The sequence below is a fragment of the Bacillus cereus genome (genome assembly GCF_002564555.1).
Lineage (GTDB): Bacteria > Bacillota > Bacilli > Bacillales > Bacillaceae_G > Bacillus_A > Bacillus_A cereus_K.
Map to the genome: position 1 here is coordinate 148802 of NZ_NUVD01000024.1, position 14301 is coordinate 163102.

Below are 14301 nucleotides of genomic sequence, written 5' to 3' on the forward strand. Positions count from 1 at the left end.
TAAAAAGAAGTCCCGCCTTCATATAGGAAGGCGGGACTTCTTAATGTAAAGTAATTTATTCTACAAAAAATAGCTTTTTAATTCCGCGATGTACGGTCAAGACTTTAAACTTTCACTTTATGTAGCAGGGAAGTTCGGTCCATCTAGCTTTGGATTGCCAGTCTCGGATTTATTTTGTTGTTTGTTTTGTTTTTTCTTTTTTTCATTTTTGTTCTTTGCCATCTTAATACACCTCCTTTTTGTATTGTTACCATTTCTATAAATGACATTCAAAATGATTTCTTTGACGAATAACAACTAGTTTTGTCATGTGGGCAGGAGTGAGGAATCATTCGGCGAAATTACATGACAAAGCAAAAGCAAAGAAGGGGGCGTTTTGTATATGGCGATGGTTCAGAAGGAAGATGTAATAAAAAAAATGGATCAAATGTTAAGTTCTCTCGATTTGCTGGAAATGAATATAGGAATTAGAATGAATCATGCATTGAAGGACAAGGGTGAAAATATATGCAATAAGATAGAAATAACAGAAATGCATATTGAGCATATGGAAAATAAATTAGTGCATCACGAAGAAAAAGGGAATTGGATAAAGACATTTCAAAATATTGTAGTGAGTGCATAATAGGGTGGGAATGAAATGAAGTATGGAGCATTAATGCAGTCTTCGGAAAAACTTATGCAGTATAATAATGAAGCGAATGTGAAAAAAAGAGAAGTGGCTGAATATGATTTTTATAAGGATATGAAGCCATTTGTAGATATGGTAGATGAGGAATTAACGGTGTGGAAAGAATTAGCTTATAGATGGATTAAAGAAGAAAAACCGAAGTATATACATGTACAGCAAATTGATCAAGTGTACGATAATTTACAAACAAATGTGTTGCAATGTTTTGTAAATAAAGGGAAAGGTAAACGATTCTATGAAACACATCAAGCCATTTCGTATACTTTACAAAACATAGTTGAGCAATGTAAGTAACAAGAGGGGAAACCCTCTTGTTTTTTAATCCCGCTATTTGCGGGATGTAAAACTCCGACCTCAAAACTTGGCTGAAACAAAGAAATTAGGTAAAAGCATGATTGGTGAAGGCTAATAATCAGTGGGGATTAACAAAACCTCCACTGATTAAAGTTTCATGTTATGCTTCTGTCATTGTTGTAGGTTTTGTTGCGCCGTTTATTTCTAATTCACGTGTTAATGTTCGGTAATCGGATATACATATTTTCCCTTCGAGATAACAATGCCTCGCAAAGTCTAATAGTTCATTCGAATTTTCTGTATAATACCCCTTTTTTTGAGAAAACGCTTGTTTTAAATCCCCTAATACCATGTTGATTCCTCCCCGTGAGAATCTTCTTCTTAACTATCATAGCATGGAAGGGTTTTCTTTCTTAATTTTTTAAAAATTTAAACTTCCGACAAAAATAGACAGATACTCCGTCACACATATTATTTTACAGGTACATATTATATATGTAGAAACTTATGTGAAGGAGGAGAGAATGCATGTTTCAACAACCTAACGTATATCAGCAAGGTAATCCATATGCACAGCAAAATATGTACCAATATAATACGGATACATATTTACGATATAATATGTATCCTTTCGAGCCTCATTATGGAAATCAAAATTATTACCAGCCATTTGAAGTGTCGTTTATGAATCAACAGCAACAACAACAACCCTACATGAACCAATCACAACAGCAGCAACCCTATATGAATCAACAGCAGGAACCTTATATGAATTCACAATATTATATGCCACCACCATCTCCCTATGGAAATCAACAAGCGATGTTTTATCCACCAAAACAACCGTATCCAACTATGAATAAACAAAAGCAACAACAGCAACCAAGTCAGTTTTCTAGCTTTGTTTCCCAATTTAAAACATCAGATGGTAACTACGATGTAAATAAAATGATGAATACAGCTGGACAAATGATGAATGCGATGAATCAAGTGACAGGGATTGTTAAGCAGGTTGGAGGTTTCTTTGGTAAGTAATTTTGGAGGAGTAGTCTATAAAATGTATTATAGATGAAATAGGGGACTAGACAAATTTCCTTGGAATAAATGGGTATATATAACAAGCGGCGTAACCTCTTTTCTCATACTGTAAAGTGTAATCAGATTTTTTTTATGAGAGAGGAGAGAAAAAACTATGCATCATTGTCATCCTTGCTTTGGAGGGCATAAGCCTGTAGGACCTATTTGTACGACTGCTCCTGTCATTCACCCGGCAAAACAGTGTGTAACACATTCTTTTTCAACAACGGTGGTGCCACACATTTTCCCAACACATACAACACATGTACACCATCAACAAATTAAAAATCAAAACTTCTTCCCGCAAACAAACTCAAATGTAAATGTTGTAGACCCAATCGATCCAGGATTTGGTGGCGGATTTGGCGGCGGGTGTGGACCATGTGGTCACCATCACCATCACCATGGACATCAAATATCTCCATTTGGTCCAGGACCAAATGTGTCACCATTTGGACCAGGACCGAACGTGTCACCATTCGGACCTAATGTAGGACCAAACGTTGGTGGAATGTTTAAAAAGTAAATGATATGTTAGAACTAGCGAAATGCTAGTTCTTTTTTTGTAATTGAGGTGTGGATATGAAAGTTGTTGCTGTAACAGGATATAAGCCATTTGAACTTGGCATATTTAAAAATGATCATCCAGGGGTAGAATGCATAAAAAAGGCGCTACGTCGTAAATTAACTGCTTTTGTAGAAGATGGTTTGGAGTGGGTGATTATAAGCGGCCAGTTAGGTGTAGAATTATGGGCTGCTGAAGTTGTTTTTGAAATTCAAGTAGAATATCCAGATTTAAAATTAGCGGTATTTACTCCGTTTTTAGAACAAGAAGAAAATTGGAAAGAAGATAGTCGTGAATATTACGAATTTATTCTTTCGCAAGCAGATCACATTGATAGTATTACGAAACGGAAGTACGAAAGCCCAGAGCAATTTAAATTAAAGAATCAATTTTTTATTGAAAAAAGTGATGCTCTTTTAGCTGTGTATGATGAAGAAAAGCCTGGGAGTCCTAAATATATTGTGGAAGTAGCTAAGAAAAAAGGAGAAATAGAAAATTATCACAGTTATTTCATTCTTTTTTCTGATTTACAAGATATAATAGAAGAGGAACAGTGGAATAATGCAGATTAATATGTCATATAGTGCTCGTATATTTGATTGACAAAAGGCATTGTTTCTGAAAAAATTTAGTTAATGAAAGTTTTGGCAAAAATTTGAGGTGAAGAAAATGATTTCGGATAAAATTAAATTAACGGCGAAAGATATTTTAGAAAAAGAATTTAAAACAGGTATGAGAGGTTATCAACAAGAAGAAGTAGACAAGTTTCTTGATATGATCATTAAAGACTATGAAGCTTTCCACAAGGAGTTTGAGCAATTAAAGCAACAAAATGCTCGTTTAAAGCGTGAACTAGAGGAACAAAAACTAGTAGCAACACAAGTTCCGCAACAACCTGTACAAACACCGGTTGCACAACCAGTATATAACAACACGAATACGGATATTTTAAAACGTTTATCTAACTTAGAAAAAGCTGTATTTGGAAGTAAGTTATACGAATAATGTAAGGTGGTAAAAAGGTTAAAGCATTTTACATAGAAAAAAACATTGCAAAATCTTTTTGTTTCCACTATACTAATGGATGTCATAACGTTTGGGTAATCGCTGCAACGCCAACGTTGTAGAGGAAAGTCCATGCTCGCACGGCCTGAGATGGCTGTAGTGTTCGTGCCTAGCCAATTCATAAGCTAGGGTATTCTGGCTGTAAGGCTGGTTTAACGGCAGGGAAAAAACCTAAGTCCTTTCGGATATGGTTTGACTACCTTTAAAGTGCCACAGTGACGAAGTCCTTGAAGAAATGATAGGAGTGGAACGAGGTAAACCCCACGAGCGAGAAACCCAAATAATGGTAGGGGAATCTTTTCCAAGGAAATGAACGATGGGAAAGGACAGGTTGTATAACCTGTAGATAGATGATTGCCACCGGAGTACGAGGCGTGGGCCGTTTGCAGTACAAAGGAACAGAACATGGCTTACAGAACGTTATGAACCAACTATGAAATAACTCAGCTCTCCTTTGTTAGAGGAGGGCTTTTTATTTGTATGAAGTTATAAATTATGAGTTAAAATGGTTAATGAGAAAATTCTTCGTAAAATGTAATGATTAATAGGACAAATTGCTATTAATTATTGTTTGACTATACATAAGAGGTGAATGCAAATGGGAAAAGTTACTTTAATCGCAACAGCGGCAATGGGTATTGAAGCACTAGTTGCCCGAGAAGTTCGTGATCTTGGTTATGAATGCCAAGTGGAAAACAGCAAAGTAACATTTGAAGCAGATGAAAAGGCGATTTGTCGCACGAACTTATGGTTACGTACTGCGGATCGTGTGAAAATTAAAGTTGGCGAATTCAAAGCAACAACATTTGATGAGTTATTTGAAAAAACGAAAGCATTAAACTGGGGAGATTATATTCCAGAGAATGGGGAGTTCCCGGTTATTGGTAAATCTCTGAAATCTGAGTTATTCAGTGTGTCGGATTGCCAACGTATCGTTAAAAAAGCTGTCGTTGAAAAATTAAAAACAACATATAAACGTACAACTTGGTTTGAAGAAGATGGTCCGTTATTCCGTATTGAAATTGCAATGCTCAAAGATATTGCAACATTAACAATTGATGCAAGTGGTGTTGGACTTCATAAACGTGGATACCGTATGGATCAAGGGGAAGCTCCTTTAAAAGAAACATTAGCTGCGTCTTTAATTAAATTAACAAACTGGAAGCCAGATCAGCCATTTGTCGATCCATTCTGTGGATCAGGTACAATTCCGATTGAAGCAGCATTAATTGGACAAAACATTGCACCAGGGTTTAACCGTGGCTTCGCATCAGATGAGTGGGGCTGGGTAGGTAAACAAAACTGGCGTGAAGCTCGTCAAGAAGCTGAAGATTTAGCGAATTATGATCAACGACTGCAAATCATTGGATCAGATATCGATCATCGTATGATCCGAGTTGCTCAAGATAACGCAGAAGAAGTAGGTTTAAGTGATTTAATCACATTTAAACAAATGCAAGTAAAAGATTTCACGACAAAAGAGGATTATGGCTACGTTGTAACGAATCCTCCATACGGAGAACGTTTAAGTGAAAAAGCACTTGTTGAGCAATTGTATAAAGAAATGGGACAAGTATTCCGTCCGTTAGATACATGGTCAGCATATGTATTAACAAGTTACGAAGCGTTTGAAAAGTGTTACGGAAAAGATGCGTCGAAAAAGCGTAAGTTGTTTAACGGCTTTATCCGTACAGATTATTACCAATACTTCGGAAAACGTCCACCGCGTAATTCATAGTATAAAACTCCTCCAGCGCGCATATACTGGCTATTATGTAATGCGTAAAGGAGGAAGTGATATGGATAGTTTTCAATTATCAATGATTCAAAAAGCTATTCACCGTACGTATGATGAGCTCGGAAAAGAAGTGGATAGTCAAGGCACGATTGTTGATGAAATAGAAAGAGCGCAGGAAGAGTATTTGTCCGCACTTTCACATGAAACAGCAATAGATAAACGTTATTTAAAGTCATTAATATAGAAAAAAATTTTCCTTTTGCGAAAGGGAAATTTTTTTTCGCATATTTCTATGTATTGCAACAGGGGAAAGTAACTGCATGCATATGAGTAGCAGTTACTATATCTTTTTATAGAAAAACTTTTTGGTTGGAGGCTAAGGATGTTTACTGAGAAGAGATTACCATTTGAAGTAGGGAAACAAGATAATTTTTATGATAAGTTGAATGAGTGGATTGGAGATGTGTTTTACGACATCCTTCCGGAAAAAGGCTTTGAAGAGCGTGATGAACAAATTTTTATGGCGTTTCAATTAGAGCGCGCTTTCCAAGAGAAGAAAGTAATGTTCGCAGAGGCAGGCGTAGGAACAGGGAAAACAATCGTATATCTTCTATATGCAATTTGTTACGCACGTTATACAGGAAAACCAGCTATTATCGCTTGTGCAGACGAAACGTTAATTGAGCAGCTTGTGAAAGAAGAAGGGGACATTGCTAAATTATCTGAAGCGTTAGGACTATCTGTTGATGTTAGACTTGCGAAATCAATGGATAATTATTTATGTTTACGTAAACTAGAAGATGTTATGAGTGGACGAGCTCCAGAAGTAATTGAAGATGTATATTATGAATTACCACAGTTCGTATTTGATCATGGTACGATGCAAAACTTTACTCACTATGGTGACAGAAAAGAATTTCCACTTTTAAATGACGAGGAATGGTCAAAAGTAAACTGGGATTACTTCCAAGATTGCTTCACTTGTGATTCACGTCATCGTTGTGGACAAACTCTTTCTCGTGAACATTATCGTAAAGCAGCAGATTTAATTATTTGTTCTCAAGACTTCTATATGGATCATATTTGGACGTACGATGCTCGTAAGCGTGAAGGGCAAATTCCATTATTGCCAGAAAGTAGCTGTGTTGTATTCGATGAAGGACATCTTGTAGAGTATGCAGCTCAAAAAGCTTTAACGTACCGTTTAAAGCAAACGATGATGGAGCAGCTTTTAACGAGATTGTTACAAAACGATATTCGTGAAGAGTTTGCACATTTAGTAGAGGAAACAATTTGGCAAACTGAACGATTCTTTGATGTATTACAAGAGAATAAAAAGGAAATTGCCGGTTCTGATCGTTTAGAAATTATTGTGACAGAAAAAGTAACAGCTGAAGCGAAGCAACTTTATGCAAAAATTGGTGAAGTTGGTGACGCGTTAGTATTTGAAAGTGAAATGCATACAGTAAACACATATGATTTAAATATCGTTGATGAGCATTTAGATGTGTTAGAACATTCACTTCGTCTTTTCATGCATGAGAAAAATGTAATTACATGGGGTGAAGAGGGTGATGGTGCCTTCACGTTAGTGATTATGCCGCGTGCAGTTGAAGAAGTGTTACAAGAAAAAGTATTCTCGAAGAAGATTCCGTATATTTTCTCTTCTGCTACATTATCTAACAACGATTCATTCGCATTTACAGCAAATAGTCTAGGGGTAAAAGATTATTTATCATTCTCAGTTGCCTCGCCATTTGATTACGAAGAGCAAATGGCAGTAAACTTACTGTCGCATACGAAAGAAAATGAATGGGAAAGAAAGTGCCAATATACACTTGAAAATATACAGAAAACAAATGGACGTACACTTGTATTATTCCGTACAACGCAAGAACTTGCAGCGTTCAAAGAATATGTAAGTAAAGAGCAAATGTCAGTTCCATTCCTATATGAAGGGGATCAAGAAATTAGTCAGCTCGTTTCTCGCTTCCAAAATGAAGAAGAGACTGTACTTTGTGCCGTTCATTTATGGGAAGGTTTAGATATTCCTGGTTCATCATTATCACATGTTATTATTTGGTCACTACCATTCCCTCCAAACGATCCTGTGTTTGAAGCGAAGCGCAAGCACGTAAACGATCCATTCTGGGATGTAGATGTACCATATATGATTTTGCGTCTTCGTCAAGGAATTGGACGTTTAATTCGTACAAGTGACGATAAAGGTTCTATATCAATCTTCTTATCTGATACAGAAGATGAGAAAGTGATTGCTGCAGTGAAAAATGTACTGCCAGTAGCAGGTAAAGAATTATAAGGAGGAAGCTTGGCACTTGCCAAGCTTTTTTTCTATTATAAAAGGAATTTACGTCTCCATGTCGAATTAAGTTTGAGGTAGAAAAGGGAGGTTTTTATACGATGACTGTTGCTACATATGAAGTAGAAAAAAATTTTTTAACATATGTGAAGAAGATAGAGAATTACGGAGAAGCATTAAGCTTAATGTTTTGGGACTTAAGAACAGGTGCGCCTAAAAAAGGTGTGGACCAGCGTTCAGAAGTAATCGGCATGCTTTCATCAGAAGTGTTTGTAATGTCGACTTCAGATGAGATGGGAAACTATTTAACAGAGCTTGAAGCTTTAATACGTGAAGATAAACTTTCTGAAACGACGAAGAAAATGGTTGAAGAATGTCGTAAAGAATATGATAGAAATAAGAAAATTCCACAAGCGGAATATGAAGCGTATGTGAAACTAGAAGCGAAAGCGGAGAGTGTGTGGGAAGAAGCTCGTGAAAAATCTGATTTCGAAATGTTCCGTCCGTATTTAGAACAAATAGTTGAATTTAAAAAGAAATTTATTACATATTGGGGTTACGAAACGTATAAATACAATACATTATTAGATATGTATGAGCCGGGTATTACAGTAGAAGTGTTAGATCACGTATTTGGTCAACTTCGTGAACGTATCGTTCCGCTTGTAAAAGAAATCTCTGAGTCTAAAAAAGGGTTAAAAACAAGTGCCTTATCAGAACATTTTTCAAAAGAAAAACAAAAGAACTTTACATTAGAGCTATTAAAGCAATTGAATTATGACTTTGAAGCGGGGCGTCTTGATGAAACAGTCCATCCTTTCGAAATTACATTAAATAGAGGGGATGTGCGTATTACGACACGCTATGATGAAAAAGATTTTCGTATGGCTGTTTTTGGAACAATTCATGAGTGTGGTCATGCTGTATATGAACAAAATATTGCAGAGAAATTTGAAGGTACACCGCTATGTAGTGGCACATCTATGGGTATTCACGAATCACAATCATTATTCTTTGAGAACTTTATTGGCCGTAATAAATCATTCTGGAAGAAAAATTATGATTTATTAAAAGAGTATAGCGCTGGTCAATTTGACGATATATCAGTCGATGAGTTTTACGATGCAATTAACGAATCGAAACCATCATTCATTCGTATCGAAGCAGATGAGCTTACATACCCGCTTCATGTTATGGTTCGTTATGAACTTGAGAAAGAATTATTTGATGGCACATTGCAAGTGAAGGATTTACCAGCGGCTTGGAATGATAAGATGGAAGCATATTTAGGAATTCGTCCGGAAAATGATGCACAAGGTGTATTGCAAGATGTGCACTGGGCTGGCGGTTCATTTGGATATTTCCCATCTTATGCGCTTGGTTATATGTATGCAGCGCAATTTAAGCAACGAATGTTAAAAGACATTCCGAACTTTGATGCATTATTAGAAGAAGGAAACGTAACGCCAATTCGTGAATGGTTAACGGAAAATATTCACCAATACGGTAAAACGAAAAAGCCACTTGAAATTTTAGAAGATGTAACAGGTGAAGGGCTAAATGCAAACTACCTAGCAGACTATTTAGAAGCGAAGTATAAAGAAATTTATGAGTTATAAAAAAGAGCTGCTTAATTGCAGCTCTTTTTGTTAAAGGAGATAGGAGAATGAATTATACATATACAGTAATGACGCAAGAAGAAGCGGAGGAAATTGCATACAACTGGCATTATGAAGGGGAATATTCTTTTTATGATATGGAGGCAGATCAAGAAGACTTAGCTGAGTTTTTACATGATGAGAGTAGGGGAGCTGATACATTTGCTGTGAAGGAAAATGGTACTCTCATTGGGTTCTTTAGTTTTTGTAAAATAAATAATCGAACGGTTGATATAGGGCTTGGAATGAGACCTAATATAACAGGTAATGGATTAGGTTTACAGTTCGTAAAAGCTGGATTAGATTTTAGTAAAGAAAACTATAACTGTGACTATATAACATTATCAGTAGCAGCATTTAATAAAAGGGCAATCAAAGTATATAAAAAAGTAGGATTCGAACCAGTTGGAACGTTTATACAGAAAACAAACGGTAGTTGTTTTGAGTTTTTGAAAATGAATTATATATGTAAAAATGATTAAAAAACAGAGGGCTCTTCTGTTTTTTTATTTTGATGTAGAAATATATGAGACCTGTTTTTGTACTTGTTGTAATTTTGAGCTTTGAAATTTTGATAGAGGATGTGTATGATTGAACTTTAGTGGCAAATAGCAAGTTTAGCAAGGAGAGGTAGTATGATTACAATCAAAACGAAAAATGAAATAGATTTGATGCATGAATCTGGGAAATTACTTGCTTCATGTCATAGAGAAATTGCGAAAATGATAAAACCAGGAATAACGACACAAGAAATTAATATGTTTGTTGAAGCGTATTTAGAAAAGCATGGTGCAACGTCCGAGCAGAAAGGTTACAACGGATATCCATACGCAGTATGTGCATCTGTAAACGACGAAATGTGTCATGGTTTTCCTAGTGATGTACCTTTGCAAGCTGGGGATATCGTGACAATTGATATGGTAGTAAACTTAAATGGTGGTCTCTCAGATTCTGCATGGACTTATATAGTAGGAACTATTTCTAATGAGGCAGAGAAACTATTAGTAGTAGCTGAGAGTGCTTTATATAAGGGGATTGATCAGGCGGTAATCGGTAATTATGTAGGAGATATTGGTTATGCAATTGAAAGTTATGTAGCTTCTGAAGGTTTTTCTGTGGCAAGAGATTTTACGGGACATGGAATTGGTAAAGAGATTCATGAAGAACCAGCAATTTTTCATTTTGGAAAGCCAGGACAAGGGCCTAAGCTGCAAGAAGGAATGGTAATTACAATTGAACCAATTGTAAATGTAGGAATGCGATATTCTAAAGTTGATTTAAATGGATGGACTGCAAGAACAATGGATGGGAAATTATCAGCTCAATATGAGCATACAATTGCGATTACAAAAGATGGACCAATCATGTTAACGACGCTTTGAGATGAAATGTAAGAGTTTGCAAAACTCGAACGAAAATGGTGTTTTTATAAAATTTGTACGTGTTTTATTAATAAATACTTTTCAAAGTACAAAAAGTGCGTTATAATCCTTCTATAAAATAAATAGTTAGCTACACTCATATAATCGCGGGGATATGGCCTGCAAGTTTCTACCGAAGTACCGTAAATACTTTGACTATGAGTGAGGACGAATATATTTGCTTGTTTAGCATTCTTTTATTGCGAAACTCCAAAAGCGCGTCTCTCACTTGTAACGAGTGGTGGCGGCTTTTGGAGTTTTTTTATTGCATAAGAGGAGGAACAAACATGAAAGTATTACAAGAAAAGATTTTGAACGAAGGAAAGGTTTTATCTGGTGACGTATTAAAGGTAGATGCGTTTTTAAATCACCAAATTGATCCAGTACTTATGCAAGAGATTGGAAAAGAATTTGCTAAACGTTTTAAAGAAGATAACATTACAAAAATCGTGACGATTGAATCTTCAGGCATTGCACCAGCGGTTATGGCTGCATTAGAGCTTGGTGTAAAAGTAATCTTTGCAAGGAAACGTAAATCGTTAACGTTACAAGATAATATGTATGTTGCAAACGTATATTCATTTACAAAACAAGAAACGAATGAAATTTCGTTATCTCGAAATCATATCGATGAAAATGATCGCGTGTTAATTATCGATGACTTTTTAGCAAACGGTCAAGCTGCTTTAGGTTTAATGAGTTTAGTAGAGCAAGCTGGAGCAAGTATTGCAGGTATTGGAATTGTTATCGAAAAAGCATTTCAAGATGGAGGAAAGAAGCTTCGTGAACAAGGTGTTCGAGTTGAGTCACTAGCAGAAATTGCATCACTTGATAACGGCACAGTTACATTTGTACAGCAAGAAACTGCGGAGGTGAAATAAACGATGAAGCAGCACCCATTTAAAATCGCATCGCTTGGTATACAGCATATGCTTGCAATGTATGCTGGCGCAATTATCGTTCCGCTTATTGTCGGCGGCGGGCTTGGTTTGAATCAAAAAGAGTTAACATATTTAGTCTCAATTGATTTATTAATGTGCGGCGTTGCGACAATTTTACAAGCATTATCAAATCGCTTTTTCGGTATTGGACTTCCCGTTGTACTAGGTTGTACATTTACAGCGGTTGGACCGATGATTGCAATCGGCAAACAATACGGCGTGTCTTCTATTTATGGAGCGATTATTGCTGCTGGATTATTCGTTGTTATTTTCGCTAAATTATTTGGGAAGCTTGTAAAATTGTTTCCTCCTGTTGTAACAGGGTCTGTTGTTACAGTAATTGGAGTTACACTTGTTCCAGCAGCTATTAATGATATGGCTGGCGGAGTAGGAAGCAAAGATTTCGGAAGTCTTGAAAACTTAGCGTTAGCATTTGGAGTATTATTATTTATTATCATTATGTATCGTTTCTTTGACGGATTTATCCGTTCAATCTCTATTTTACTAGGTCTTTTGTTCGGTACAATCGTTGCAGCTTTCATGGGGAAAGTAAGTTTGCAAGCGGTTGGAGAAGCAGATTGGTTCCATGGTATTCAGCCGTTTTACTTCGGTACACCGACATTCGAATTAACGCCAATTATTACGATGATTCTCGTTGCTTGCGTAGGGATTGTAGAAGCGACAGGTGTATACTTTGCTTTATCTGATATTTGCAATAAAAAGATCGGTGAAAAAGAATTAACAAAAGGTTATCGTGCAGAAGGATTAGCCATGGTGTTAGGTGGTATTTTTAACGCATTTCCATATACAACGTATTCTCAAAACGTAGGGCTTGTTCAATTAACTGGAGTAAGAAATCGCGTTATTATTTATACTTGTGGTGGTATGTTAATTGTTCTTGGATTCATTCCTAAAATCGCAGCTATTACAACAATTATTCCGAAATCAGTACTTGGCGGTGCTATGCTCGCAATGTTTGGTATGGTTATGGCGTATGGTATTAAAATGTTAAGTAGCGTTGATTTTGGAAGGCAAGAAAACTTATTAATTGTTGCATGTTCTGTCGGAATCGGACTTGGCGTTACAGTCGTTCCAACATTATTCTCACAACTTCCTGAAAACATTCGTATTTTAACTGATAACGGAATTGTACTTGGAAGTGCGTCAGCAGTATTGTTAAATATAGTATTTAATATGGTGCCACAGCGAAAAGTGAAGATAAAAGAAGAACCAGTTCCGATGCAAAGTGCAGTAAGAGAAGCATAAAAAGCAAGGTCTCATCAGGAGACCTTGCTTTTCTTTTTAAGTGGCATCATTTTTCCATATGTACCAAGTCGCCATATATATTCAAGTGGCCCATATTGATAACGTGACAGCCACCAGCGGCTAATAAAGATTTGCAACGTGTAGAAACCGATGCAAAATAGTGGTCCTACCCATAATGGAGCAAGATAATCATTTTTGAACAATAGTCCGAATACAAGTAATGTAACAATTGTATGTGAAATGTAATTCGTTAACGCCATTCGTCCAACGTATTGGAATGGACGTAATAAATTTTGCCATTTTTCTTTTTGTAATAAACGCATGAGCGTGACAATGTAGAAGATGAATAATGTTTTTCCACTTATCATCGTAATACCCATAAGTGATAGTGGCATGTACGGTTGATTATTCATAAAGAAGTAAAACATAATAAACCACAGCGGTAATGTTAGAATGAACATAATAATTTGCAACTTTTTGAGCTTTGGATCTAATTCTTTTGCACGGCGGAAAATGTCTTTTTTTCCGGCATATAATCCGAGTAAAAACAATCCTAGTGTTTCAGGAAGCATAATAAGACTGTTACTTATTGCTTCAGAATAGAAAGAATGGAATCTGTCTGTGATTTGTAAGCCCCAGTTTTCTAACGGCATAATTGCTGTAGAAAGACCTAGTTCATCTATCGGCACTAATAACATGGCAAGAGAACCTAATAATGAGAACAGTTGCATGAAACTTAATAGTACAATTGACCATATTAAAATAGTTCGTGGTTCTCTCTTATAAAATAAAAATAAGAAAAATCCAGTAATAGCATACGTATGTAAAATGTCTCCGTCCCATAAAAGAACGTAATGCAAGAAACCAAATAATAATAAAATAAGCAAACGACGAACAAATAAAGTTTTGGGACGATCTGTTTTCGCCTCAGCACGAGTCATAAAAATGTAAAAGCCTAGGCCGAATAAAAACGAAAAGATAGTGTAAAACTTTGTTTGAATAAACATATCGTAAAATAGGCGAATGTAGCTGTCTATCCCTTCATAAATTCCTGTAATATCACGTGAGTCAACCCCGGCAATAACAGGCCAGTTAACAAGAAAAATACCTAGTACAGCTATTCCTCTAATAATATCGATGGAGTGTATCCTCTCGCCTTGTGTGAGATTTTGTGTCATTATTTTCCTCCTTGTTAAGTAATTCCCTTTTATCCCGCATTAACGAGCAGTAAGACTCCCACCTTAAGATTCAGTGAATACGAGGAA

Annotated in this window: 16 protein-coding genes, 1 other RNA gene and 1 riboswitch; of the genes, 15 read left to right on the forward strand and 2 right to left on the reverse strand. The window is 36.1% G+C overall.

Annotation, left to right across the window (positions count from 1 at the left end; translation table 11 throughout):
• Positions 1-382: 382 nt before the first annotated feature.
• Both COI75_RS15325 and COI75_RS15330 read left to right on the forward strand, forming a co-directional pair.
• A complete protein-coding gene (locus COI75_RS15325) occupies positions 383-625 on the forward strand; it encodes a hypothetical protein (RefSeq protein WP_001252033.1) in 243 nt (80 codons plus the stop codon).
• A 15-nt stretch (positions 626-640) separates the two neighbouring features.
• Positions 641-985 carry a YppE family protein gene (locus COI75_RS15330; protein ID WP_098380373.1) on the forward strand — a complete coding sequence of 115 codons (345 nt, stop codon included), beginning with the start codon at positions 641-643 and terminating at the stop codon, positions 983-985.
• Positions 986-1145: 160 nt separating this feature from the next.
• Here the strand turns inward: COI75_RS15330 and COI75_RS15335 are convergent, their stop codons facing one another.
• Positions 1146-1337, reverse strand: coding sequence for a YppF family protein (locus tag COI75_RS15335; RefSeq protein ID WP_000242657.1), 192 nt, complete (start codon positions 1335-1337; stop codon positions 1146-1148).
• Positions 1338-1513: 176 nt separating this feature from the next.
• Here COI75_RS15335 and COI75_RS15340 point away from each other — a divergent pair, with 176 nt between their 5' ends.
• From COI75_RS15340 to pbuX, 13 genes are all read left to right on the forward strand, one after another.
• Positions 1514-2020 (forward strand): YppG family protein, encoded by a 507-nt coding sequence (locus tag COI75_RS15340; protein WP_098380374.1) that lies wholly within the window; start codon positions 1514-1516, stop codon positions 2018-2020.
• A gap of 157 nt (positions 2021-2177) precedes the next feature.
• Positions 2178-2588, forward strand: coding sequence for a CotD family spore coat protein (locus COI75_RS15345; protein WP_098380375.1), 411 nt, complete (start codon positions 2178-2180; stop codon positions 2586-2588).
• Positions 2589-2644: 56 nt separating this feature from the next.
• Entirely contained in the window at positions 2645-3199 is a 555-nt protein-coding gene (locus COI75_RS15350) for a DUF1273 domain-containing protein (protein ID WP_098380376.1), read from the forward strand.
• Positions 3200-3296: 97 nt separating this feature from the next.
• Positions 3297-3632: a cell division regulator GpsB gene (gene gpsB / locus COI75_RS15355; RefSeq protein WP_000622432.1), complete on the forward strand. Its 336-nt coding sequence runs from the start codon at positions 3297-3299 to the stop codon at positions 3630-3632.
• An 87-nt stretch (positions 3633-3719) separates the two neighbouring features.
• Positions 3720-4110, forward strand: an RNA gene (gene rnpB / locus COI75_RS15360) — RNase P RNA component class B.
• 180 nt (positions 4111-4290) lie between these two features.
• Entirely contained in the window at positions 4291-5430 is a 1140-nt protein-coding gene (locus COI75_RS15365) for a THUMP domain-containing class I SAM-dependent RNA methyltransferase (protein WP_000521221.1), read from the forward strand.
• A 61-nt stretch (positions 5431-5491) separates the two neighbouring features.
• Complete coding sequence (locus tag COI75_RS15370) at positions 5492-5674, forward strand: DUF3921 family protein (protein ID WP_000376897.1); 183 nt, start codon at positions 5492-5494, stop codon at positions 5672-5674.
• Positions 5675-5812: 138 nt separating this feature from the next.
• Positions 5813-7750 (forward strand): ATP-dependent DNA helicase, encoded by a 1938-nt coding sequence (locus COI75_RS15375; protein WP_000493689.1) that lies wholly within the window; start codon positions 5813-5815, stop codon positions 7748-7750.
• Between the two features lie 101 nt (positions 7751-7851).
• A complete protein-coding gene (ypwA, locus tag COI75_RS15380) occupies positions 7852-9369 on the forward strand; it encodes a carboxypeptidase (protein ID WP_000215058.1) in 1518 nt (505 codons plus the stop codon).
• A 47-nt stretch (positions 9370-9416) separates the two neighbouring features.
• Positions 9417-9890, forward strand: coding sequence for a GNAT family N-acetyltransferase (locus tag COI75_RS15385; protein WP_001110165.1), 474 nt, complete (start codon positions 9417-9419; stop codon positions 9888-9890).
• A gap of 153 nt (positions 9891-10043) precedes the next feature.
• Positions 10044-10790 (forward strand): type I methionyl aminopeptidase, encoded by a 747-nt coding sequence (locus tag COI75_RS15390; RefSeq protein ID WP_000628432.1) that lies wholly within the window; start codon positions 10044-10046, stop codon positions 10788-10790.
• 116 nt (positions 10791-10906) lie between these two features.
• A riboswitch (purine riboswitch) is annotated at positions 10907-11008 on the forward strand.
• Between the two features lie 108 nt (positions 11009-11116).
• Positions 11117-11710 (forward strand): xanthine phosphoribosyltransferase, encoded by a 594-nt coding sequence (locus COI75_RS15395; RefSeq protein ID WP_000866478.1) that lies wholly within the window; start codon positions 11117-11119, stop codon positions 11708-11710.
• 3 nt (positions 11711-11713) lie between these two features.
• Positions 11714-13036 (forward strand): xanthine permease PbuX, encoded by a 1323-nt coding sequence (gene pbuX, locus COI75_RS15400; RefSeq protein WP_000809206.1) that lies wholly within the window; start codon positions 11714-11716, stop codon positions 13034-13036.
• A 14-nt stretch (positions 13037-13050) separates the two neighbouring features.
• Here pbuX and COI75_RS15405 read toward each other — a convergent pair whose 3' ends face one another.
• The gene (locus tag COI75_RS15405) at positions 13051-14214 is read right to left on the reverse strand and encodes a DUF418 domain-containing protein (protein WP_000193184.1); all 1164 of its coding nucleotides are present in this window, start codon (positions 14212-14214) and stop codon (positions 13051-13053) included.
• Positions 14215-14301: the final 87 nt, after the last annotated feature.

What these genes read in the sequence shown, in the direction of transcription:
- COI75_RS15375 (WP_000493689.1), top strand. Translation starts at nt 5,813, where the DNA reads ATGTTTACTGAGAAGAGATTACCATTTGAAGTAGGGAAACAAGATAAT.
- ypwA (WP_000215058.1), top strand. Translation starts at nt 7,852, where the DNA reads ATGACTGTTGCTACATATGAAGTAGAAAAAAATTTTTTAACATATGTG.
- gpsB (WP_000622432.1), top strand. Translation starts at nt 3,297, where the DNA reads ATGATTTCGGATAAAATTAAATTAACGGCGAAAGATATTTTAGAAAAA.
- COI75_RS15405 (WP_000193184.1), bottom strand. Translation starts at nt 14,214, where the DNA reads ATGACACAAAATCTCACACAAGGCGAGAGGATACACTCCATCGATATT.
- COI75_RS15350 (WP_098380376.1), top strand. Translation starts at nt 2,645, where the DNA reads ATGAAAGTTGTTGCTGTAACAGGATATAAGCCATTTGAACTTGGCATA.
- COI75_RS15395 (WP_000866478.1), top strand. Translation starts at nt 11,117, where the DNA reads ATGAAAGTATTACAAGAAAAGATTTTGAACGAAGGAAAGGTTTTATCT.
- COI75_RS15335 (WP_000242657.1), bottom strand. Translation starts at nt 1,337, where the DNA reads ATGGTATTAGGGGATTTAAAACAAGCGTTTTCTCAAAAAAAGGGGTAT.
- COI75_RS15345 (WP_098380375.1), top strand. Translation starts at nt 2,178, where the DNA reads ATGCATCATTGTCATCCTTGCTTTGGAGGGCATAAGCCTGTAGGACCT.
- COI75_RS15330 (WP_098380373.1), top strand. Translation starts at nt 641, where the DNA reads ATGAAGTATGGAGCATTAATGCAGTCTTCGGAAAAACTTATGCAGTAT.
- COI75_RS15370 (WP_000376897.1), top strand. Translation starts at nt 5,492, where the DNA reads ATGGATAGTTTTCAATTATCAATGATTCAAAAAGCTATTCACCGTACG.
- COI75_RS15340 (WP_098380374.1), top strand. Translation starts at nt 1,514, where the DNA reads ATGTTTCAACAACCTAACGTATATCAGCAAGGTAATCCATATGCACAG.
- COI75_RS15385 (WP_001110165.1), top strand. Translation starts at nt 9,417, where the DNA reads ATGAATTATACATATACAGTAATGACGCAAGAAGAAGCGGAGGAAATT.
- COI75_RS15325 (WP_001252033.1), top strand. Translation starts at nt 383, where the DNA reads ATGGCGATGGTTCAGAAGGAAGATGTAATAAAAAAAATGGATCAAATG.
- COI75_RS15390 (WP_000628432.1), top strand. Translation starts at nt 10,044, where the DNA reads ATGATTACAATCAAAACGAAAAATGAAATAGATTTGATGCATGAATCT.
- pbuX (WP_000809206.1), top strand. Translation starts at nt 11,714, where the DNA reads ATGAAGCAGCACCCATTTAAAATCGCATCGCTTGGTATACAGCATATG.
- COI75_RS15365 (WP_000521221.1), top strand. Translation starts at nt 4,291, where the DNA reads ATGGGAAAAGTTACTTTAATCGCAACAGCGGCAATGGGTATTGAAGCA.